The 21,677-nt window shown below is 51.0% G+C and carries 21 protein-coding genes; 18 read left to right on the forward strand and 3 right to left on the reverse strand.

Going from position 1 to position 21,677, the window contains the following annotated elements:
• Positions 1-2: 2 nt before the first annotated feature.
• The 18 genes from MKZ24_RS20540 to MKZ24_RS20625 all read left to right on the forward strand — a co-directional run bounded on the left by MKZ24_RS20540 (position 3) and on the right by MKZ24_RS20625 (position 19,133).
• Positions 3-272 (forward strand): acyl carrier protein, encoded by a 270-nt coding sequence (locus MKZ24_RS20540; protein ID WP_340785916.1) that lies wholly within the window; start codon positions 3-5, stop codon positions 270-272.
• A gap of 26 nt (positions 273-298) precedes the next feature.
• A complete protein-coding gene (locus MKZ24_RS20545; protein WP_340785918.1) occupies positions 299-1,372 on the forward strand; it encodes a 3-oxoacyl-ACP synthase III family protein in 1,074 nt (357 codons plus the stop codon).
• Positions 1,373-1,388: 16 nt separating this feature from the next.
• Positions 1,389-2,423 carry a hypothetical protein gene (locus MKZ24_RS20550; RefSeq protein ID WP_340785920.1) on the forward strand — a complete coding sequence of 345 codons (1,035 nt, stop codon included), beginning with the start codon at positions 1,389-1,391 and terminating at the stop codon, positions 2,421-2,423.
• Between the two features lie 22 nt (positions 2,424-2,445).
• Complete coding sequence (locus MKZ24_RS20555) at positions 2,446-4,089, forward strand: AMP-binding protein (RefSeq protein ID WP_340785922.1); 1,644 nt, start codon at positions 2,446-2,448, stop codon at positions 4,087-4,089.
• A gap of 55 nt (positions 4,090-4,144) precedes the next feature.
• Complete coding sequence (locus MKZ24_RS20560; protein ID WP_042236643.1) at positions 4,145-5,299, forward strand: acyl-CoA dehydrogenase family protein; 1,155 nt, start codon at positions 4,145-4,147, stop codon at positions 5,297-5,299.
• Positions 5,292-6,899 (forward strand): amino acid adenylation domain-containing protein, encoded by a 1,608-nt coding sequence (locus MKZ24_RS20565; RefSeq protein WP_042236641.1) that lies wholly within the window; start codon positions 5,292-5,294, stop codon positions 6,897-6,899. The genes MKZ24_RS20560 and MKZ24_RS20565 overlap by 8 nt, the downstream gene beginning before the upstream one ends.
• A gap of 30 nt (positions 6,900-6,929) precedes the next feature.
• Positions 6,930-7,193: an acyl carrier protein gene (locus MKZ24_RS20570; RefSeq protein WP_231637901.1), complete on the forward strand. Its 264-nt coding sequence runs from the start codon at positions 6,930-6,932 to the stop codon at positions 7,191-7,193.
• A gap of 5 nt (positions 7,194-7,198) precedes the next feature.
• Positions 7,199-10,135, forward strand: coding sequence for a non-ribosomal peptide synthetase (locus tag MKZ24_RS20575; RefSeq protein WP_052416439.1), 2,937 nt, complete (start codon positions 7,199-7,201; stop codon positions 10,133-10,135).
• On the forward strand, positions 10,132-11,502 hold the full coding sequence (locus tag MKZ24_RS20580) for a radical SAM protein (RefSeq protein ID WP_042236638.1): 1,371 nt from the start codon (positions 10,132-10,134) through the stop codon (positions 11,500-11,502). Before MKZ24_RS20575 ends, MKZ24_RS20580 begins: the two co-directional genes overlap by 4 nt.
• Complete coding sequence (locus tag MKZ24_RS20585; protein WP_039291970.1) at positions 11,499-11,747, forward strand: phosphopantetheine-binding protein; 249 nt, start codon at positions 11,499-11,501, stop codon at positions 11,745-11,747. The genes MKZ24_RS20580 and MKZ24_RS20585 overlap by 4 nt, the downstream gene beginning before the upstream one ends.
• 46 nt (positions 11,748-11,793) lie before the next feature.
• Positions 11,794-12,498, forward strand: a complete 705-nt coding sequence (locus tag MKZ24_RS20590; RefSeq protein WP_042236637.1) for a response regulator transcription factor — start codon at positions 11,794-11,796, stop codon at positions 12,496-12,498.
• Positions 12,495-13,526: a sensor histidine kinase gene (locus tag MKZ24_RS20595; RefSeq protein ID WP_340785929.1), complete on the forward strand. Its 1,032-nt coding sequence runs from the start codon at positions 12,495-12,497 to the stop codon at positions 13,524-13,526. The genes MKZ24_RS20590 and MKZ24_RS20595 overlap by 4 nt, the downstream gene beginning before the upstream one ends.
• 87 nt (positions 13,527-13,613) lie before the next feature.
• Positions 13,614-14,381: an ABC transporter ATP-binding protein gene (locus MKZ24_RS20600; protein ID WP_042236636.1), complete on the forward strand. Its 768-nt coding sequence runs from the start codon at positions 13,614-13,616 to the stop codon at positions 14,379-14,381.
• Positions 14,371-16,329: an ABC transporter permease gene (locus MKZ24_RS20605; protein WP_042236634.1), complete on the forward strand. Its 1,959-nt coding sequence runs from the start codon at positions 14,371-14,373 to the stop codon at positions 16,327-16,329. Before MKZ24_RS20600 ends, MKZ24_RS20605 begins: the two co-directional genes overlap by 11 nt.
• Positions 16,330-16,510: 181 nt before the next feature.
• Complete coding sequence (locus MKZ24_RS20610) at positions 16,511-16,963, forward strand: hypothetical protein (protein WP_052416434.1); 453 nt, start codon at positions 16,511-16,513, stop codon at positions 16,961-16,963.
• Between the two features lie 65 nt (positions 16,964-17,028).
• Complete coding sequence (locus tag MKZ24_RS20615; RefSeq protein ID WP_042236633.1) at positions 17,029-17,592, forward strand: GNAT family N-acetyltransferase; 564 nt, start codon at positions 17,029-17,031, stop codon at positions 17,590-17,592.
• A gap of 130 nt (positions 17,593-17,722) precedes the next feature.
• On the forward strand, positions 17,723-18,145 hold the full coding sequence (locus MKZ24_RS20620) for a MerR family transcriptional regulator (protein ID WP_042236632.1): 423 nt from the start codon (positions 17,723-17,725) through the stop codon (positions 18,143-18,145).
• 16 nt (positions 18,146-18,161) lie between these two features.
• Entirely contained in the window at positions 18,162-19,133 is a 972-nt protein-coding gene (locus tag MKZ24_RS20625) for an aldo/keto reductase (protein WP_042236631.1), read from the forward strand.
• Between the two features lie 188 nt (positions 19,134-19,321).
• On the opposite strand, the gene MKZ24_RS20630 is transcribed toward MKZ24_RS20625, so the two are convergent.
• The 3 genes from MKZ24_RS20630 to MKZ24_RS33140 all read right to left on the reverse strand — a co-directional run bounded on the left by MKZ24_RS20630 (position 19,322) and on the right by MKZ24_RS33140 (position 21,657).
• Positions 19,322-19,885, reverse strand: a complete 564-nt coding sequence (locus MKZ24_RS20630; RefSeq protein ID WP_340785936.1) for a hypothetical protein — start codon at positions 19,883-19,885, stop codon at positions 19,322-19,324.
• Positions 19,886-21,087: 1,202 nt separating this feature from the next.
• A complete protein-coding gene (locus MKZ24_RS20635) occupies positions 21,088-21,192 on the reverse strand; it encodes a rhodanese-like domain-containing protein (RefSeq protein WP_340785938.1) in 105 nt (34 codons plus the stop codon).
• A 42-nt stretch (positions 21,193-21,234) separates the two neighbouring features.
• Positions 21,235-21,657, reverse strand: coding sequence for a rhodanese-like domain-containing protein (locus tag MKZ24_RS33140; RefSeq protein ID WP_052416430.1), 423 nt, complete (start codon positions 21,655-21,657; stop codon positions 21,235-21,237).
• Between the last annotated feature and the right edge of the window lie 20 nt (positions 21,658-21,677).

Genomic DNA, 21,677 nt, shown 5'->3' on the forward strand with positions numbered 1-21,677 from the left:
ATATGGAAGAACGGATAAGCTTTGCACAGTTCCAGGGAATCTTTGCCGAATATTTGGGGATTGAAGCTTCAAGACTGACCCCTGAGGTCAATCTGCTGCTGGAGCTGGGGGTGGATTCTTTATCTTTGGTCAATGTGATGCTTAGGCTCGAAAGAGAGTACCAGGTCATGTTCAACCCTGAAGACCGGGTAATGACCCGGACACTGGGCGAAGCCTATGAGCTGTTTGACAACTATAGAAGTTTGGTCCGGGACACGCAGACCGGCAGTTAATCATCTTGATGCAGAGGAGCATGACCATGTTGAATCTGTCTATACGTGCCCTATCCTATTACATCCCCAAGGGGCGGATGACCAACGGGGAGATCGTAGATTTGTTCGCGGAGAAGTACTTTCAGCATCTGCCGGAGGATGATCTGGAGCAACTGGTGTACGGCAGCAAGCGCAAGCTCGATTTTCTGGAAATTACGACCCGTTCCTGCTCAGCGGACTACCGGGAGGAGAGCTCTGTGCAGATGGCCGTTAAGGTCTCGCAGGAAGCGATCGGCAAAGCGGGCATCACAGCAAGCGAAATTGATCTGCTGCTGTTCGTGGGTGTGTGTAATCCCTTCCGCGAACCGTCTTATGCGATTATCCTGGCGCATGAGCTGGGTATGACCCGGGGCAATTATTACGACATCAACGACACCTGCAACGGGTTCTTGAAAGCGATGGAGCTGTCCAGCCTCTATATTCAATCGGGCAAATACCGCAATATCCTCGTTGTAACCAGTGAGAATCCGCTGGAGCTGCTGGAGGCCTCCAACTACGCAGGCAAGGTCGGCAGTCTTGAAGAAGCCGATTACAAAATGAATCTGCTGTTTGCCGGAGCCGGAGCCGCCGCGATGCTGCTGAGTGCCGACAATGGCGAGAAGTCCATTAAGTACTACGGGGAGCAGAGGAACCATGCGGATTGGGAGCTGTCGCTGTATGTATCGCCCAAAATCCATATGCCCGCACCAAGGTTCGAGGGAATGGATTTCATGAGCTGGGCGGACGGGCGCGGGATTGCCGCCAAGGTCATCCGCGACATGCCCGGATTTGTCTTTGAATTCCTGGAGGAGCATGAGCTGCGCAAAGACAACATAGATTATATCTTCTCCCACCAGCTGGGCCGCAATATCACCAACTCGCTCCTGAACAAGCTGGAGGTCAGGACGGAGAAAGTCTTCCCCGTCAATACCTTCCCCGAGAACGGCAACATGGGGAGCGCCAATATTCCCGCCGGTCTGGCGATCGCCGAGGAGCAGGGGCTGCTGCATAAGGGAGACTCGATCCTGCTGCTGGGCAGTGCCTGCGGCTTAACCTATGCGGCGGCATACCTCATATGGTAAGGGAGGGGGACAGACTATGACGGCCACGAGTTTCCCCGTTCCCAGGCTGATTGTAAGAGAACCCCTAGACAAAGAAATCATCCGCAAAAAGGTCGCCTACGGCAACTATTCCTGCACGGATAAGCTTGTGCCCATGATCAGGGCGCGTGGCACCAATCTGCAGACGGATGGTGAAGGGAATCTGCACATTATCGGCTGGCAGCGGGATATCACCCGCATGCGCAAGCAGGATGTCTCCCTGTCCTTCATGGTTCATCTTACCGTCAGCCCGGACGGCCTGATTCTGGAAGCGGCGGTGGATGATCTTTTTAACGGCGGCAAGGGTGTGCTCTGTTCCAGGGATTATTTGGAGCAGAAGCTGAAGGAGGAGCTGGAGGGTCAGTGGTTTGACAAAAAACTCGCTGCCCGGCTCCGCTTTGACCGGTTTAAATGTTTTCATATTTTTGAGATTATGAGCGGGATTTACAGCTCCTATTTCATGCACAAGCAGCATGGGGACACCGGCCCCGGCGCTTTATTTTATGAGGAAGATATCGTGGACATTTACGCCGCTGAAGGCAATCTGTATTTGACCGGGCTCCAGGCGTTCAGCGGTAAGGAGGATATCAAGTATACGGTTGTCCTGTACGATGTGTTCAATCATATTACCTTCGACCAGGAAGGTTATATGAAGCTGAAATCTCCGATTCTGGCGGAGTTTTATCTCGATGGGGAGCTGGTCCATACAGACGAAATCTACCAGAAGGAAAAGGATTATATCTTCATCCGTATGCAGAAGTTTCTGTTCGTATGCGTGGAGAAGCTGAAGGCGGTGCTGTTTCCGGATTTTGCGGACAAAATGATGAACACCAATCTGGCTCCCGGCGCGTTCATCGGGATCATCATGCAGGCCATCGGCATCCGTTCGTTCTCGAACAACTTCAATTATATCCAGTATATTATGACGGCCATGCAGCGCCCCCGCAGGCTGCCGGGCTGTATCGGCGCCATTCTCAATGAGGAAGAGGCCGCGCAGCATTTCGAAGGCTTTGATTTATCCTATTTGGGCTAACAAAGGAGACTAGGGCACACTGATGATCCAATATGAACGTTTGACCATTGACTGCGTGCTGGATACATTACAAAGAGATTTCCCGGACAAGCCTGCGGTGGTGTTCGAGCAGGAGTCTGTCACCTTCGCGCAGCTGTATGACTATTCCCTCACCATTGCCGGTAATTTGCTGGACCTCGGGATCAAGAAGAACGACAAGGTGGCCGTGCTGCTGCAGAACAGTCTTGAATATCTGTACGTCTACTTCGCCCTGTTCAAAATCGGCGCGTGGATTGTTCCCGTCAGCACACGGTACGAACCGGATGAAATCCGGCGGATTCTGGACAATTCCGATGCGGAGACAATCATATACCAGGACCGGCTGGGCATTTTTAACTATGAGGAAATTCTCTCCGAGCTTCGGCCCGAACTGCCGGCGATCCGCAATTATATCGTGCTCGGCGATGAGCCTGCGGAGGGCAGCCTGTCTTTTGCCGGGTTGCTGAAGCCGCTCACAGTCCCTTTTCAGGACAGACAGCTCGAGCCTATTGATCCTGAGGATATTGCGATTCTCGGCTACACCTCCGGAACCACCGGCCACCCCAAAGGCGTGATGATCACGCACCGCAATCTGGTGGCCACCTCCTACTATGGCGGACAGCTGCTGGATATACACGATGATATCGGCTTCTCGATTGCTCCTCTCTATGCTGCGCAGGGCTTCAATGCCGTGCTCGTCTACTTTGTCTCCTGTATCACGATGAAATGGATCGCAAACTTCAATCCGAATGATATTCTGACCCATGTCGCCAAAAACGGGATCAACCTCTTTCACACCCAGCCGACGATGTGGAGCCTGATCCTGGCCATGCCTTACTGCAAGCCCGGGCTGTTCAGGGAGCTGCGCAAGGTCGTGGTCTCCGGTTCCCTCTGTACCCCGTATTTAGCCCGCTCCATCGAGGAAACGACCCGCTGCACGCTGATTAACGCCTACGGCATTATTGAGGCTACGGGTCTGGTCACAATGACCCGGCTGGATGATCCGCCGGAGGTCCGGCTGAACACCGTCGGCAGGCCGATTGAAGGCTTCGAGGTCAAGATTGTAGACCGGGACCGCAAGGAGCTGCCGAAGGGCGAGATCGGGGAGCTGGCGATCAGAGGGTATCTGATGAAGGGCTATTACAACAACGAAGCCAAGACGCGCGAGGTGATTGACAAGGAAGGCTGGCTGTACACCGGGGATTTGGCCTGTTATTACAAGGACGGCGTCAATATTTGCATTGCCGGCCGCATCAAGGATATGGTCATCCGCGGCGGCTTCAATGTCTACCCGGTAGATATTGAAGAATGTGTGCTGAACATGGACAAGGTTGAGGATGTATCAGTTGTCGGAGAGCCGGATGAGATTCTGGGTGAGGCCCTGGCTGCTTTTGTGATCCCAAGGCCCGGAGTTCTGCTTACCGAAGGTGAGGTCAAAGCCTATTGCCGCGGCAAAATCGCCAACTATAAGGTTCCGGACCGGGTGCATCTCGTCTCCCAGCTGCCGGTGCTGGAATCCGGAAAGGTGCAGAAGAACATCCTCCGAAGATGGGCCGTAGAGGGTATTCCGGCGGAAAGCCAGTTTTTGCTCAATGACACGATCGTCAGAGGCATGGCCGGGGAGCTACAAGATAACCCCGCTAAGTGAGGTTTTAGCTCAAATTCTTATATTTCAATAAATCACAGGTCGAGGGGCGCTTATTGTGGATTTCAGCTATACCGTGGAGCAGCTGCAGATCTGCGGCTTAATGGAGGAATGTTGTGAGCGGTATTTGAATGACGGAGTGTATGCGGATGACGAGAGCGGCACCTTCCGCAGGGATAAGTGGTCCCGATTAGCCGGTACCGGCTTGCTCGGGCTTCCCTTTCCGGCAGCGTATGGAGGAGCGGAGCAGGGAATGCTGACCACGGCGCTGGCGATCCGTTCGCTGGCGCGCCGCTGTCAGGATGAAGGCCTGGTCTTCTCGGTATGCGCTCAAATGTCAGCGGCCCAAGTGCCGCTATGGGTATATGGTAGTGAGGAGCAGCAGGCCGGGTATCTGGCACCGCTCATTGATGGAAGATTCATCGGCAGCAGTGTAATTACGGAACCTGGGGCGGGCTCTGATTCTTCCGCCATGACCACCTCTGTCGAGAAGGAACCGGAAGGTTATATCCTGAACGGCATCAAAACCTTTGCTACACTCGCCCCGGAGTCCGACATCCTGCTGGTGTACGGCAAGCATGCGGGAGGCCTGCCCATGCTGGATGTGTCGGCCTTTATTCTGGAAGCGCGGCAGCAGGAATACGAGATTGGACAGGTCTTTGAGAAGATGGGCCTGCGGACCAGCCCGATGAGTGAGGTTCTGCTGAACCACACCCGCATTCCGGCCCACAGGCTGCTGGGACGGGAACGGCAGGGGATGGGTATTTTTTTCAAGGCGATGCTGTGGGAGCGGATTATAGTCAGTGCTTATCATGTCGGAGCTATGGAACAGCAGTATGAACAGACCTATCAGTATGCGGGCCAGAGGAAGCAATTCGGACAGGCTATCCGCTCCTTCGAAGGGGTCTATGACAAGCTGGTCCAGATGAGAATCCGGCTGGAAACAAGCACGCTGATGCTGTATAAGGTGTGCGAGGACTTTGACCAGGGGCGCTGCGGAATGCACAGCGCCTCCATGCTGAAGCTGCATACCTCCGAATCCAAGGTGCAGAACAGCCTTGCGGCAGTGCAAATCTGGGGAGCTTACGGCTATGTGAAGGAGAGCCCGCCGGAGAAACAGATGCGGGATTCCCTTGCTTCCAAGCTGTACTCGGGAACGAGCGAGATGCAGAAGAAAATTATGCTGGAAGGTCTGGGGGAAGGGTATGAGTGATTTTCTGCTGCAGCATTACCTGCTCCGCAGCGCTGAGCGCTGCCCGGACCAGACTGCGCTGCGCTTTGAAGGCAGGGAGCTAAGCTACGGTGAGCTGCTTCGGCGCAGTATTCAAATCTCCGATGCACTGATCGATACCGGCATGGAGCCGGGGGAGACCGCTGCAATCTGTCTGGACAAGTCCCCGCAGGCGGTATGCGCCATGTTCGGCGTGCTGTTCACCGCAGGGGCGTACATCCCGCTGGACACGAGCTACTCTCCTGTACACAGAATGTTGACCATTCTGGAGCAGAGCGGGACGCGGTTTCTGGTTACTGATGGTGCGAATCTGCTGAAGCTGCTGCAAGGTGCGAATCCGGAGCAATTGGAGCGGCTGAGGTTACTTCATATACTGCTGGTGGAGGGGGGCGCCGAACTGGACGACGCAGATTTCGGCATGATCGTTCAAGCTGCGCCGGATCAGCCCCTGCGCCATTTGTACAAGGGCAGAAGACAGCCGATCAGCGAGGATCTGGCTTATATTCTGTACACTTCAGGCTCCACAGGAGTACCCAAAGGCGTGATGATTACCCACCTGAATGCCAGAACCTTCATTGACTGGTGCTGCGGTTACTTCAAACCGGAAGGACATGAACGCTTCGCGGCCATCGCACCTTTTCATTTTGACCTTTCGGTGTTTGATATTTTCGTGCCGATTGCCGTGGGGGCAACGCTCGTCCTCCTGTCGGCTGAAGTCATTCAGCATCCGGCGCGTTTTACCACGGCCATCGAACAGGGGGAAATTAGTTGGGTCTATTCCGTGCCCTCACTCTGGGCTGCCGTGGTCCAATACGGCCGGTTGCCGGCAGGCGGGCTGCCTTCGCTGCGGGGCGTGCTGTTTGCGGGCGAGGTTCTGCAGCCGAAGCTGCTGCACCAGGTGATGGAGCTGCTGCCAGAGGCGGATTTCTACAATCTGTACGGGCTGATTGAAACCAACGTCTGTACCTATTATCCGCTGAGTGAGCAAGACGGTATACGCGACACTCCCGTACCGATCGGGTATCCCTGCGGAAATACCGGAGTTGTCGTGGTAACCGCTGACGGACGCATTGCCGGTGCCGGTGAAGAGGGTGAACTCTGTGTAAGAGGCTCAATAGTCATGAAGGGCTATTACCGCAACCCTCTGCTTACAGAGCAGAGCTTCCGCAGCATACCGCCGAATTGGGGTCTTGGAGACAAGCTCTACTGTACCGGGGACATGGCTATGGTTAACGAAGACGGAGCGCTCGTCCTGATTGGCCGTAAAGACGCCTTGATTAAGCGTTCTGGCTTTCGCATTGAGCTTCCGGAGATTGAACGCGTGCTGCATGACATGGAGAATATTCTGGATGCCGCGGTCGTGGATATCCAGGATGGTGAAGGCTATCCGCTGATCTGCGCTGCCGTGATTGTGCATGAAGCTGGCAGCTTCACCGTGCTTGGGCTGAAGCAGGCTGTCGGCAAGCTGCTGCCCCGGTATATGATTCCCGATATGGTGCATGTCTTTGACAGGTTCCCTACAGGGGGGAGCGGCAAGGTTGACCGGCAGCAATTGAAGCATGAATTCCGCAAGCGGCTCTGAAGGAAGATGAGGGGAGAGAAGACTGTGCAGATGCAGGACAAGCTGTATGAGATTATCGCCAGCGTATGCTACTTCGACAAGGAGGAGCTGCATCCCGGCTTGTCGGTTGAGGGTGATCTGGCCATTACCTCGGTGATGATTGTAGAGATTATCGCGATGGTGGAGAGCAGGCTTGACGTGAACCTGGAAGAGCATGTAGATGAGCTGCTCAGCTGTGAGACGCTGGGCGAGCTGACAGCGCTGACCGCTGAGCTGGGCAGGGAACATTCGCTGGACAGCCTTCCGGGGAGGTGAGACCTTTGGCCAACTTTCATTCCAATTCCAAGCAGTCCCTTTCTGCTGCTGCCACGCTTCATGGAGGGTTCGAAGTCCGGGCAGCCCTGCATCCGGAGCATACGGCCATTGTTTTTGCCGGACAGTCAATAAGCTACCAGCAGCTGAACCTGCGTGCCAATTGCCTGGCGCATGAGCTGATTGCCCGGGGCGTTCGTCCGAATGATCATGTAGGCGTAAGTGTGAAGCGCAATATGAATCTGGTTATTGCCCTGCTTGCCGTGTTAAAAAGCGGCGCGGCCTACGTCCCGGTGGAGCCCGGCTATCCGGCCAGCCGCAAGAACTATATTCTGCAGCATTCCGGGGCCTCTGCTGCGATCTGTGAAGACGATGAACCGCTCGATGTGCTGGTTCAGATCCGCCTAGGGTCTGCCGAAGCTGGCGCAACCGCTGCTTCCTCAGCATCCGGCTATCCGTCAGACAACCCGGATCTTTCCATTGACGGCAGTGCTTTGGCCTATATCATGTACACCTCCGGCTCTACCGGCACGCCCAAAGGCGTAATGATCGAGCACCGTTCCGCCGTGAATTTAATCTCCTGGGTGAACCGCGAGCTGGATATGGGCAGCCGTGATAGAGGCTTGTTCGTAACCTCGGTGTGCTTTGATCTATCTGTGTATGATATCTTCGGCCTGCTGGCCGCCGGAGGCACGATCGTCCTGTGTCCGGAGCCGCAGATTACTGATCCTGACAGCTTAACACGGCTGCTGCTGGAGCAGAGGATCACCTTCTGGAATTCCGTCCCGACCACACTGCATGTTCTGGTCCGGCACTTGGCGGAGTGTATCCCTGATTTCGCCCAATTGGAATTGAGGCACATCTTCCTGAGCGGAGACTGGGTTCCCCTGGAGCTGGCGAGGAACTACTCCCGCTATTTCCCCCGGGCGAAGCTGACTGCTCTCGGCGGGGCTACGGAGGCTGCGGTCTGGTCCATCTATTATCCGGTTACGGAGGTCCGGGAGGACTGGACAAGCATTCCCTACGGGCTACCGGTTGAACAGAATTATTGGTACATTCTTGACGAAGACCTGCAGCCGGTTACGGCGGGAGAGACAGGTGAGCTGTATATCGGCGGTATCGGGGTAGCGCGCGGCTACATCAAGGACCCGGTGAAGACGGCACAAGCCTTCATGCCGGACCCCTTCCGCGAATCTGAGGCAGACCGGATGTACAGGACTGGCGACCTGGGCCGGATGCGGGAGGACGGAACTATCGAATTCCTCGGCCGCCGCGATGATCAGGTCAAGATCCGCGGCTTCCGCATCGAGACGAAGGAAGTGGAGAAGCTGCTGCTGGAATATCCGGGCATCCGGGATGTTGCCGTTATGGCCAGGAGCCACAGTTCAGGGGATAAATACCTCTGTGCCTATCTGACTGCCGCTCAAGCCGTCTCCGGCGCTGCACTTAAGCAGTACCTGGCTGCGCGCCTGCCTGCTTATATGCTCCCGTCCGTGTTCGTCCGGCTGGAGCAGTTCCCGCTGAATGCCAACGGCAAGGTGGACAAAAAGCAGCTGCCTGAGGTTTCTCTGCACAACATGCTTACGGATAGTGATTTCTCACCCTGCACCACTCCGTTGCAGCAGTCCATTTGCCAGGCATGGCAGGCTGTCCTGGAGCTTGAACCCATCGGAGCGGACCATGACTTTTCCGAAATTGGCGGAAGCTCGATTGAGGCGGTTACGCTGCAGAGTGAGCTTGCCCGCAGGGGCATTCCCCTTTCTTACGAAGAGCTGCTGAGCGCCTCTACCATTAGGGCGCAGGCCGGGCTTGTGGAAGCGGGAGTTACTCCGCGGGTAAGTGCGGCCTGTATCCCGCCGGTTCAGGTTCACTGCGGGGAAGTCGCAGCTGCCTCCAGCCTCCCGCTAAAGATCATAACGGAGCCGAGCTTGTCCCGTTATTTCACACAGCCGCAGCCGTTTAACGATCTCTATTACAAAAGCTGCTTATATAACTCACTATTTCCTGTACTGAATGTCTTTGGCCGGAATATCAACACGTTTCTGAGCAGCGATATGTTTGTGTATATTCTTGATTCTGCACAGGCAGAGCCGTACCTCTCTGCTGCCTGCATGGAATCCGCGCCCCCGGAAGCTATTCTGGAGCAGCTGCACCTTACGGCCCGGTATGAGTCCCCGCAGGGCGGGAATGGGCTGAAGGAGAGGCTTATCCCTGGGCTGGCCCGGCAAAGCCTGTTCATTCTCTGGGTGGACAGCTTCTATGAACCGGCCCGTAGAGACGCTTATATGAAGAAACATCTTGCCCACACGCTGCTGGTCTACGGTTATAGTGAGGCGCAGGATCAGTTTATTGTGCTGGAGCACAGCCATAAGGATGCGCTGAACTACAGGGAACGGACTCTGGCAGCAGAGGATCTGCTGAACAGTTATCAGGGGTACCGCCAGCATCTAATGTCATCTGCGCAGACGTACACCTTGATGGAATTCCCGCGTGTCCAGCAGCCGTACACCTATGAACTGCTGCCAGATGTTAATCGACTTAATTGCCTGTACCGCACACAGCGGGACGCCATTACGCAGAGCCTGCTGACGTTGTCCGCCTTCAAAGATCACTATACTTCACAGCACTGGAGTTATACAGAGCAGCACGTCAACCGCCAGATTGCTGGCCTGAACGCCATCATTGATTCTAAGCGGGCTGAAAAGTACCGGCTGGAGCGTCTTCTTACCGAACGGCAAGCGGCTGCGGCCAGGCTCGGAGAAATTACCGGTGCATGGATGGACATCCGCAGTGACCTGATCAGGTGCAGCAAAGGCATTGCGCTGCCGGACACTTGGAGAACTGTTCATAGCCGCTTACTGGAAGACATTGTACACAAGGAGCAGGAAGTCATGGAGATGATGTGCCGCCCGGCAAGCCGGGGCAAGGAGGGAGCTTGGCAATGAATCAGACCATTCAGAATCAGCTGCATTATTTATCGCAAAAGTACAACGAATATAACCTTCCCATGTATTTAAGCTATCCGGTGGACAGCCACTGGCGCCAGCCTGCGGATGAATCTGCTATAGCTCAGGAGCTTAAGGAAATCGAAGAAGCACAGGTTTATGTGCATGTTCCGTTCTGCAAGTCGATCTGCTATTACTGCTGCTGTGACCGGGTGCTGAGCGGCAAGGATGAAGACAAGGATCAATATATCGATGTGCTGGAGCAGGAGCTGGCACTCAAGCTCTCCGGCCGTGCCCGGAAGCTGAAGTCCGGTAATCTGCACTGGGGTGGGGGGACCCCGGCATATTTGAATGAACGGCAGATCGAGCGGCTGTACGGAATTATTGCCCAGTATGTGGACTTTGAAGATAACGCCAGAATCAAGCTGGAGGCTTACCCGGACAAGCAGATTGTTACCGAAGGCAAGCTGCGGCTGCTGAAGGCACTGGGTTTTAACTATATCAGCTTTGGCATTCAGGACTTTGATGCCCGGGTTCTGAATGCAATTCACCGGGAATGCGATCTTGAGGATACGCGGGAGATTATCGGCCTTGCCCGGAGCATGGGCTTCACCGTCAATGTGGATTTATGTTATGGCCTGCCCTTTCAGGGACTCGGAGAATTCGAGCGTACCTTGCAGGAGATCGTGCGGATTGCCCCAGATAAAATCGTGGCTTTTCCCTATGCCCATTACCCGGCCATTTATCCGCTGCAGCGCAAAATCCCGCATCTCAGCCTGCCCAATAATTACATGGTGTCCCGCCTGTTCGAGCTGGCCCGCCAGGTTTTATCCCAGGACTACACTGAGATGGGCAGTGATACCTTTATCCGCAACAACGGGCGGGAGAAGCATCCCGGAACGCATGTGGTTCGTGATTTCATGGGCTCCTCCGAAAGAAGCAGCCAGCATCTGCTGGGTCTGGGCAAGTCGGCCGTTAGTAAGATTGGCAGTCTCTATTATAAGAATGTCCCGGCGATGGATCGGTACCGTGCCGCACTTGATTTGAGGAAATTCCCAATTGAGACCGGCAAAACCCATCTATTGTCCATCGAAGATGCCATTCGTGAGGATATCATCCTGAAGCAGCTGCTGGGCGGTAACCCTATTGACAAGCCAATGCTTCAGGAGTGCTTTGGTATCGATTTTGACTCTTATTTTCAGGAGGAGCTGAGCGTGCTTAGAGGCATGGAGAAGGATGGCCTGCTGCTGGGTGTGGACTCTCCGCGAATTACAGTAACCCTTACCGGTACGTACTTTATCCGGGCGATTGCCCATGTTTTTGATCCCTACTACAAATCCACCAGGAATGGAGAAAATAGTATATGAAAATCACAGAACAAGTTACAATGATCGTAGCGGGTTTGACCCGTATTCCGGCAGGGGAGCTGCACCTGGATACCGATATTTTCGAGTCCAGATTACTGACCTCCCTGGGTCTCCTGGATCTGGTTGCCAGATTGGAGCAGGAATTCAAGATTATTATTCTGCCCGAGGAACTGATTCATGAACACTTCGCGAGCATTGCTACAATTATCGGGTTTATCGATAACAAGCTGGCGGAGGCTTCATAACAGCGAGAGTCTCAGGACTTGCCCGGGCTGCTAAGAGGTGAGCCAATTGTTCAAGATCATGATCGTCGAGGATGATATCAAAATCAGAACCCTGATGACCGATATCCTGCGCAAATACAGCTATGAAGTGGTGGAGGTTGCGGATTTCCTGCAGGTGGAGAAGATCTTCGAGCAGGAAGCGCCGCAGCTTGTGCTGCTTGACCTGAATTTGCCTTATTATGACGGGTTCTATTATTGCCGGGTATTCAGAAGGAAAACAACGGTGCCGATTATTGTGATCTCAGCAAGGGATGAGGAATCCAGCCAGGTGCTCAGCATGGAGCTGGGAGCGGATGATTATATCGTGAAGCCGCTGAATATTCAGGTGCTGCTGGCTAAGATTATGGCGATCATGCGCCGGAATTACGGGGAGTATGCAGGCAAGCCGGAACTGGAGAAAGAGCCGTTGCCGATTCATCTGGATGACCGTAATTTCAGCATTTCCTGCAAGGGAGCCGTTGAAGAGCTCAGCAAGAATGAATACAAGCTGCTGAAGAAGCTGATGGAGAATAAGGATACCATTGTCACCAGGGAAGAACTGCTGGGAGAGCTGTGGGATGATGTGCATTTCGTCGTGGATAATACGCTGACGGTCAATGTCACCCGGGTCAAAAGCAAGCTGGCCAGTCTCGGCTTTCAGGATGTAATCAAAGTCAAAAGAGGCGTGGGTTACATTTTTGATTCGGCTATGATCGGAGGGACCCGCCAGTGAGCATTAAGCTGTTTCGGGGGTTCATGCGCGATCATCTGGCGTTTACCCTTGTCTATTTTTTAAGTCATATCCTGGTGAGCGTATACTGTAATTTCTTTATCAGCAGCAATATCCAGCTCATGTACCTGCTTAGCATCTATTTTTACGTATTTATCATATTTATGTGCTTCCGTTTGATCAAATACGTCTCCACCCACCGGGAAATACAGCGGTTATCCGAGAATATCGAGATTGAGGAAAAGGGCTTTTCGTACGAGCAGCAAGCCGTCATTCAGCTCATTCACCGGATACACCATAGCTATCAGGACCAGATCTACGAGGTCAAAGCCCAGGCCGACAACACCCATAAGTTCATCTCGCAGTGGATACATAATCTCAAAACGCCCTTGTCAGTCATCGACCTCATTCTGCAGAACTACAAGCTGAATCCAACGGGCCATGCCCTGGCTCTGCAGCATGTGGAAGAAGAGAAGGATAAGCTCCTTAGCATGCTGAACCAGATGCTGAAGTTCTTCCGCCTGGAGCATTTCACCCGGGACTATAATCCGGAGCCTATCAACCTGCTGGAATCACTCAGAAGCCTGATTAACAGCAAGCGGAATCAATATATCTATAATAATGTCTACCCGGTCATCGAATGTAAGGACGAGCGCATCACGGTCATGACGGACAGCAAATGGAATACCGCGATGCTGGATCAGATCATCTCCAATGCAATTAAATACTCTGACTCGGGCGAAGTGGCGAAATCCATCCACTTCCACATTGAGCAGCGTGGCGACAAGGTGGTGTTATCCATCCGGGATGAGGGGATCGGCATTGAGCCCGTCGATTTGCAGCGGGTCTTCCAGCCCTTTTTCACCGGAAAAAACGGACGTACCCATCACCAGGCGACAGGCATCGGCCTCTATGTCTGCTCAGAAATTGCCCGGAAGCTGGGCCACCGCCTCACGATTACCTCGGAAGTCAATCAAGGTACAGAGGTGCAGATTTCTTACCTTTCAAAAATGAAAGATAACGTAATGTAAATGGATGGATATGGAATCCAGTGTCTACTACAATGAAGTTATAAGTTGTAATTGAGGATAAATATACGACAAACGGGAGATGAAACTGTGAGCGTAGTACTGGAAGTCAAAGAGGTTAAGAAAGTTTATGGTGTGCAGAACGGTGAGAATTCCACAGTGGCACTGGATTCCGTCAGCTTTAACGTAGAGAAGGGGGAATTTATCGGCATCATGGGCCCCTCAGGCAGCGGCAAAACCACATTGCTGAATATCCTGAGCGGCATCGGTAAGCCGAGCTACGGCGAGGTTTACATCGGGGGCAAGAATATCACCTCCTTGGATAAGAATGAAATGGCGCTCTTCCGCAGACAGCATCTCGGCTTTGTCTTCCAGGAATTCAATCTGATGGACAGTCTGACACTGAAGGAGAACGTCATGCTGCCCATGATCCTTGATAAGCGGGACCAAGCGCAAATGGAAGCCAAAAGTGAAGAGATTATGAAGCTGCTGGGCATTGAAGAAATTGCCGGCAAATATCCCTACAACATATCGGGCGGCCAGCAGCAGCGGGTGGCGGTCAGCCGGGCGCTTGTGAATGATCCGGATATTATTTTCGCCGATGAGCCTACAGGCAACCTGGATTCCAAGTCCTCCAATGCAGTGATGAAATGTATCGAGAAGATGAACCAGGAACGTGAGAGCACTATCCTGATGGTGACGCATGACGCTTTCGCCGCGAGCTTCTGCAAAAAGATCATCTTCATCAAGGACGGTGCCATCAGCATGGAGATTGTCAGCAGCGGGGTCCGCAAGGAGTTTTTTGATCAAATCCTCGACTGCCTGGCGATCATCGGAGGGGAACGAAATGACCTTTAGAGATGTCACGATTAAGAACTTCAAACGCAATGTGCGGAATTTCTTCTCCTATTTCATTTGCAGCGCCTTTGCGATTACGATCTTTTTCCTCTATGCCGCCTTGCTGTTCAATAACAGCATCCGGGAAGGGGCGACAGAGGATGTGATCCAGATTGTGCTGATGCTGAGTCTGGCTGCACTGACCCTGTTCTCGGTGTTCTTCATCAACTATGCGCATTCCTCGTTCATCAAGTCGAGAAGCAAGGAATTCGCCATCTTTATGTCGCTTGGGATGCACAAGAACGATCTGCAGAAGATTATCCTGCTGGAGAATCTGATTATCAGTGTATCCTCGCTCATTGCCGGGATTATCACGGGCGCGATCTTTTCACGGCTGTTCCAGAATGTGGCGATTGATCTGCTGGATCTGCAAGGGGTGTCCTACTCACTCAGCGCGGCGAGCTTCATCGTTACTGCGGTTGTATTTACCGTGATTTTTGCCGCCTCACAGATGATTTCAAGTGTTAAGGTCGGTAAACTGGACATCGCAGACCTGATGAAGGATTCCCGCAAGCAGGATAACCAGGCGAAGAAAAGTGACACCCGGCTTGGGCTGGTGGGAGTGGGGCTGGTTGTGGCCTCGATCATCTTCCTGGTGGTCATCTCCAATCACGAAAGTCTGAATACGAATCCCTTCATGATCATTACCTATATCCTGCTTAGCTTCATCGGGATCTACATGGTCATCTCCCATCTTGGGAACACATTGATCAGCTTCCTGAAGAATAAGAAATTCTATTACCGGCATATCCTGTCCATCACCGAAATCAATCACAAATTCAACCAGAACAAGCGGATTATGTTCATTCTGAGCATTCTCAGCGGGATGACTATCTTTCTCGTTGCTTCGCCATTCTCGCTGCTGCAGTTGTCGGAGAGCATCGCGGAACGAAATAAGTATGATATCGAGTATATCTCGGTAGCCGGCGTGCATGTGCTGGAGAGCGGACAATTAGAGCAGGTGCTGAAGCAGTCCTCCGAGCCGCTGAAGTCGATCCAGGAAACCAGCTTCCTGAACCTCAAAATGAATCTGGAAGGAGATAAATACGATGTCCTGAAGACGAAGCCGATTGTGTCGCAGGACATGTACAACTCTCTGACCGGGGAGAAGGTAACGGTCGGCGCCGGAGAAGTTCTTAATATTGTTACAGCCTGGGAGCCGGGCACCCATGGCATTGGCGAAGGGGAGGCCATTCAATTCACGGATGGCACGCAAACCTTCAATTACAAGGTGAAATCATCCTATCACGGGGATTGGTTTGCCACAGCGAGCTCTTATCCAACTAGCTCAGGGATCGTAGTAAGCAATGAGGATTACAAGAATATGGAGTCTAAGGTAAGCCCGAATGCAATAGGTACCCACTACGGAATTGATTTTACAGCCTGGAAAGGGACAGAAGGGGTTGTCCAGAAGCTCAAGGATACGCTGAATGCTACGGATAAGGATGGAAGCGGGCAAATGTTTGCGGTAGCCTCCAAAGTGGATGCCTACAAGGAGCTGAAGAAGAACTATTCACTCTTCGTGTTCGTCACCTCGCTGATCGGCGTACTGTTCTTTGTAGCAGGCGGAATGGTGCTATATTTCAAGCAATATACCGAAATCGGGAACGCCACCGTCTTTTTTCGCAAGCTGTATAAGATTGGCATCAGTGATAAGGAGATAAGGTCGGTAGTATCGGCAGAGCTGCTCATCACCTTCTTTGTTCCGCTGCTGCTGGGCAGCATCTTCGGCTACTGCTTCATCTATCTGATCACCCACGTCATGAGCGGGTCCGACATCATTGGGGAATTCATGAAGAATACAACGATTGTGGTCGCGATCTATTTCGTATTCCAGCTCAGCTTTTACTTCATCACCAAGCGCAAGTACAGCCAGGAGGTTGTCCGTAAGCTGACCCGTGCGGCATAAGGTATAGTATTATAGTATAGCTGGCAAAAAGGCAGGCTGGGAATCGTCTCTGATTCTTGGCCTGTTTAAATGATATGGATCTTTTGATTCGTTTCTCCCAAAAGCGGCAATCAAAGGCTGAATTCACGGTCCTGGTGCATCCGCTTTTTTGTTGCATCCATCTAAGGGAAGGATAAGCCTCATGAAATCTATGAACAAATCTAAGGTTATTGGCTGTTTGGCTTTGCTGTCATTCGTGATATTGGCTGCACTGTGGGTGTATTCGAACCATTCTCAGTCCGGTAACATGAATAAGTATGTTAGAGAGTATGTGATTGGTGCTCCTGGAATCAAAGGCTCTGTAGACATTACGCAGTGGGGAGATGATCCGGCATATCACATTGGGGCAGACCGCAAAGGGTATGCAGTTTTTAAGGACCCGGAACAGGCGTTCGCCCGGATGAAGATTGATTATGCTGCAGGTATTGAAGCTATCCGTAAAGAGTTTGAGCTGCGTCCTTTGTCTATGGAGAACTATCAGCAGTATGGTACATACGGATGGCAATTGACGGAGACGGAAGATGCGGATGCAATAGCGCAATCGCAACGGGTGACCGCTTTTATGGATATTTTTGAGAATAGTTATGTAGATTGAGGGATTCCAATATACAAGAATTTCATAGCTGTTCATTTTATGATATAGAGAGTAGGAGAAGTCAGATGAAATATAACCGTACAGACCGGACCCTTGAAACGGACAGATTACTTCTGCGCCTATTTAAGCCAGTGGATGCGGAGGAAGTTAGAGACTATTGTAACAATTACAATATCTACCGGAGTACATTGACCTTGCCGTATCCGTATCCACTAGAATGCGCTGTGTCCTGGATGGCCAATCATGAGCAGAATTTTGACCAAGGCCGGATGTATGAATTCGCAATCACAGATAGGAACACAGGCAAATTGTATGGAGCAGTCGGCATTTCCAACCATCAGCCATATCATAACGGTGAGATCGCTTATTGGATAGGGGAAGCCCATTGGGGTCAAGGTTATGGAACCGAATCAGCCCGAGCAGTTATTGAATTTGTTTTCACCGAAAAGAACTACCACCGGGTATACGCACGTCATTTCGCATCTAATCCGGCATCCGGTAAAATCATGGAAAAGTGCGGAATGAGCTATGAAGGCACATTGAAAGATCATATTTACAAGAACGATTCATATGAGGATATTGTTTATTACGGGATACTTAATCCTGTGAAGGAAAATCCCGAAACATAAGAATATAACAATCAATCGGCAGTTTATTCTCCTAAAATAGCGCTTGCCTTAAAGTGTACTTTAAGGTTTAGGATGAGGAAGAACCAGCTGATTCTGCCCTGAAAATAACCGACAAGGAGCGATCAGGCCAATGGCATTTACGATCAAAGAAGCTTCAGAGCGGCTTGGTTGCCCAGCTCATACGATTCGTTTTTACGAGAAGGAGGGATTGCTCCCTTACATTAAGAGAGATAAGAACGGGAATCGACTGTTCGAACAAGACCACCTAGATTGGATCCGGCTGATGACATGTTTCCGGGCGACAGGGATGAAGCTGTCGTTACTGAAGGAGATGGTGGATCTTGCGCTGGGTGGTGATTCCACGATTCCACAGCGCAAAGCGATCTTGAACCAGTACAAGGAAGATTTATTTCGCCGCCAGAACGAATTAGCCGAAGCGCTCGACGCCGTCAATAACAAACTGTCGATATACGAAGATATCGAGAAAGGGAGAATCCCTTCCGAGAGCCAGTTGTTAATCAAGATGGAGGAGTCAGAGCGACAACAAACATAGAATGAGGGATTAACAAATGCAGCAAAGAATTTTGGGCAATAGCAATATCCTCGTCTCTTCGATCGGACTGGGAATTATGGGAATGTCTCCAGGCATTTACGGGGAGACTAACGACGAACAGTCGATCCAAACGATCCATCGCGCTTTGGACATAGGCGTCACGATGTTCGATACCGCGGACGTGTACGGGAACGGGCATAACGAAAAGCTGCTTGGCCGTGCTCTTCAAGGGCGCCGCGAGCAAGCCATTATCGCCACCAAATTCTCGTACACCCCAAATTATGAGAGCATCAGCGGCCATCCTGATTACGTCAAGAAGGTAGTGGAGGATAGCCTTCGCCGTTTAAATACGGATTACATCGATCTATACTACCAACACCGCGTCGATCCGCAAATCCCCATAGAGGAGACGGTCGGAGCGATGGCAGACTTGGTCAAGGCAGGCAAAGTTCGGGCGCTCGGCCTGTCCGAGGCTTCCGCTCCCACCATTCGCCGCGCTCATGCCGTGTATCCGATCTCCGTGCTAGAGAGTGAGTATTCGCTCTGGAGCCGTGACATCGAAGAGGAGATACTCCCTACCGTAAGAGAGCTGGGGATTACCCATGTGGCCTACAGTCCACTAAGCAGGGGCTTTATCTCCGGCGAGCTTCGCACTTTCGAGGATCTGCCCGCCGATGATCTTCGCAGATGGATGCCGCGGTTCCAAGGAGATAACTTCCGGAAGAACATTGAGGTTGTCGACAAGATTAAGGAGATCGCGATGGAGCAGAATTGTACACCATCCCAATTGGCCATTGCCTGGACGATTGCCAACGGGGCGCTGCCTATCCCGGGTACGAAACGTATTAAGTACCTGGAGGAAAATGCGGCCGCGGCTGATATCCTTCTCATGAAGGAGGACCTCGAACGAATCGATCAGGTCAGCCCCAAGAATGTCGTTCACGGCATGCGTTATATGAAAGAACAGATGACGCTGCTCGACGGCTAGTCGATAATCAGAAGAAGAAAAGGTCCACGGGCTCCGTGGACCTTTTGCAATTGGATATTGTCTCTTGAAATTGGTTGCCATAAAACGCTCATTTTACAGATCGAATCAAAATCCCTCCAGGCTTCTGGACGAACCTAAAAGAAATCGGATAGAACCCATTGACGTTGCGCTCCAATTGAATCTTCCGATTAAAAGCCGCGTTCTTCGGTGGTTTCGTAACCATAGTCGAAGGTTTCTATAGTACCGTCATCATATTGAAGAGTAAGCTGGTCAATGATAATCCGGTCCAGTGTATTCTGGTATGTAAAGTCACTATAAATAAATAAAGTTTCATCAGGCTCAACCGGCCCCACGTATTTAACAAGAAAGTTGCTTTCACCGCTCAACTGATCATACGAAGGATCGCCCACCGGATTATACGTGCTGATATGAGCTGTATAATAATTGATTGTCTTTCCGGTTAGGTTGTAGGCTTCCCAGGTAAGCTTAACAGCATCGGCTGAGTTCATGCTGTACTTGAAATCAATGGGCTCTCCAATGCCTTCTCCGGATGGGACGTCTGCCGGTAGCTCCTCAGCGTCATAGCCGACAGAGTCATCACTGATGGTACCCGTATCATTGTCCGAAGGCATATCTTCCAAGACAACGGGTTCCAGGGATGGAGAAGGTGCAGGTGCGACGTCTACTGCAGCAGCAGAGGGGCTCTCAGTAGGGATCGGCGGGTTTTCTGCCGCAATGGGACTGCTTGCCACGGTCTGCCCGCTCAGACGGGGGTCAATGCTAGGGGCCACATAGATTCCCAGGAGAAAAGCTATCATGATGGATAAAACAAAGATGAGAACTAGATTAAACCGACTCAAAAACACACTCCCTTTAATGTTATTTATAATACGAACCTACTTATAATGACATGATTATTAAGGATTTGACAATATTTTTCTGGAAAATCAGATGGCAACGCCTTCTCATTGGCTGAGGGATCTTGTATTGTGGGTGGACTGATGAATTCTATAAATAATTCTGAAATAGCGTAGATATATAAATAACATAATATGTTAATTAATTAGTATGAGGGCAGGGGTGGGGATTTTATTGAAAATTGTAACAAACGGCTAATGATTAGCAACAGGACTAACTTAGAACTATATGAGAAGAGTTAAATAAATCAGCTCGAATTATGATACTGAGATTCAGGATTATAATTAAGACTGAATTAGGAATAACCTGGGATTCACGGGATGATTCAGGCGGTCGAGTTAATAATCATCAAGCACAGCCTAATTAAGACCGTCATAAACATTAACAATATTTGAATGACGGTACTAGCTAAATGAAAAGTGTTGTGCCGATAAAAGAAAAAACGATTTACAAAATGATCTATGTAAAGTAAAGAGAAAGAGGATTAAATCAGCATTAAAAGTACATAAGTACAATGAGCCAAATCAGATGCAAAAACGGATTGAAACAGCTTGAATTAGGCTGGTCTTATTTATTTACTTGGTACTACTTCACAAAACCCGTATTTTGTACATAAGTACTAATTTCTCTGATGGATGTTTTGACACCAAGTCTATCAGGGCATCCATCCAAGCAATATATGCGCAGCATGCAATTACCGCCCGCTTTCGAGCAGCTTACATGTGGTAACCATCCGTTAAGCTCATCCAAATAAAACAAGCCCAGTACCGACGGGTACTGGACAGTAGTTAATATGAAATCCACTCCATTCAATCAGAGCATTATAACAAAATAGAAATCATATTACTGACTTTTAACTACACATGAGATAAGGCGCTTCTCGATATCGGACGCGATAGATATTAACTTGTCATTATCTATTAGCCCGATGAGACTTGGTGGTTTCAACAGTATAATGGAACATGATCCTTCATCCTCCTGTTGTTATTTTTATACGATCAGAACATAGTGAGGTCATAAAGGGATAACTTCCTTATCAGCGTTTCAGTTTACCGCTCCAGGCGCTCAAGCCACCTTGCAGGTGAACAAGCCCTGTATAACCGTTCTTCAGCAGAATTCTTGCCGCATTCTTGCTTCGCATCCCACTACGGTCTTATACTCTCCGGCTCCAGTACATGCAATGTTAATGATTGAACCTGTGTCCACAATATCCTCCTTCTTTTGCTGGTTTTTTATGGAAACATGATAGTGCCGACCAAACGTTACCTTGCATTGTGAACAAACTGTGGAATCCATACTTACGGAGGATTCTTGCTGCTTTATTGCTTTGGTACCAATTCTTGGACAGAATTAGTACCTTATCATCAGGAAATAGATCGTGTTGCCATACATAAGGAAGACGCCCCAAAGATATATTTATCGAGCCGGAAATATGTCCTTCTAAATAATCCGAAGCATCCCTGACATCGAGCATTTTCAAGTTTAAGTTATCCTTTTCTTGGACCCAGTCGTGAGCATTCATATAGGAGAGTGAGCGAACGGGCCACAACTGGCGCGCGCCCCATAAAACCACTGCTCCAGTCAAAAAGTACAAAAGTATTATCATGTTGATCCAGTCCTTTCAAT

This window comes from Paenibacillus sp. FSL R7-0297 (assembly GCF_038009025.1).
Taxonomy (GTDB): domain Bacteria; phylum Bacillota; class Bacilli; order Paenibacillales; family Paenibacillaceae; genus Paenibacillus_AQ.